This is a genomic window from Psychroserpens burtonensis DSM 12212 (assembly GCF_000425305.1).
Taxonomy (GTDB): Bacteria; Bacteroidota; Bacteroidia; order Flavobacteriales; family Flavobacteriaceae; genus Psychroserpens; species Psychroserpens burtonensis.
Window position 1 is genome coordinate 1 of the sequence record NZ_AUDE01000063.1, and the last position, 1606, is coordinate 1606.

Here is a 1606-nt window from a genome sequence, read left to right on the forward strand (position 1 = left end):
TAATTATGTAGTTGATTGTGTCTCCTGCTCCTAGTACACCATCTCCATTATCTGTGATTGTCGCACTCTTCTCTGCTAGGATAATTGGGCTTTCACAACTATTTATAGCCGCGTCTGTAGAACTTACATCATTTTGTTGTAATGAATTCATTGCTCCATCTTGAGGAATACCATTAGCATCTACATTATCTCCTAATGAATCATCTGCATCTAAATCTGACAACGTATAACCTCCGTCACCTTCTAGAGCATCTGGACAACCATCGTTATCACTATCTGAATCTAGATAGTCTGGAATTCCATCATTATCTGTATCAGGATCTGTCGTTTCAGGATTAGTAAAGTTGGTAACACATGCAAACTGTATACTGTGATATCTAACCACATCAGAAATTGCGTTTGTAGCTCTTACTCCCAACCTCATGTTGTAACTATTAAAATTCTCGTATCTAGTCGACACATTTAAATTTGCATTCACATTAGAACTACCAGGAAAATTAACATTACCTGATGTTACTAATAAGAAGTTTGGTTCATTTTCAATTGTTACATCACTAGGATTACTTAATACATAACTTAATGGTGTTTGAACTCTATCACGTTCCATTAAATCTGGAGTTCCGTCTATATCATTTAAATTAATGAATACTTCTGTAGCTTGAGGTGCCAAAGTTAAAGTACCTGCAACTACAAATTGAATATTGAATTCTACATATCCTTCTTGGTTAGGATTTAAACTTGTAAATCTTGTGCCAGGTTTAAAGTATTCTGCATTAGAGGAGTTATCATCCAAAATATCGACTTCAGCATTTACAAAATCCACTAAAGTCACCAAAGCGTCTACTCCTGCTTGCACAGCTGAAAATCTAAAAACTTCACCCTCAAGCAATGTTGCAATATTACCGTCACCAGTTTCTTCAGTAGGGATAGCACTAAAATCGAATGTTGTTTCACTTCCGCATGCTGGCTGACCATTTACTGTATCTCCACGTTCGTCTGCATCTAATAATCCATCATTATCATCATCATCGTCACAACCATCGGGAACTAAATCACCATCTGCATCTGCATTATCATCAAAACCATCACATGTGTCAGCTGAATTAATAACACCATCACCGTCGCAATCATTTGTTGGGTAATCAGCACAATCAGCAACAACAATAGTTACCGTTGCAGTGTCGCATATCGTAGGATCTGCTTCTAAACAGATTGTATATTGTACGTTATATATTCCTGGCAATGAACCAGCTGGAATATTTATGGCACCATCACTATCAATTGTAACACCTGTAAGACCATCATCATCTGCAATCGTAATATTATCTGAAATATTAGCATCTGTTGCTGGTAAACCATCTGCCAAATCTGTTCCAATTCCATTATTATCAAATACAGAACCTGTTGTTCCTCCAGTAACTGGATTAAAAGATGTTCCTCCGAAATCGTCATCTACTGCGTCAACTGTTAATGAATCTACGGCTGTTCCTCCATTATTTCCATCTGTTCCGTCATCTATATTATTAGTTGCTACTGGATCTGTCTCATCGGCACTTACACTAGCGGTATTGCTAAAGTTTCCTGAGGCATCTATAGTTGCTGTTAC

1 pseudogene is annotated in these 1606 nt (G+C 37.2%); it reads right to left on the reverse strand.

The window, feature by feature from the left end:
• Nucleotides 1-1606, reverse strand: a pseudogene (locus H593_RS21060) (hypothetical protein); the annotation flags it as partial.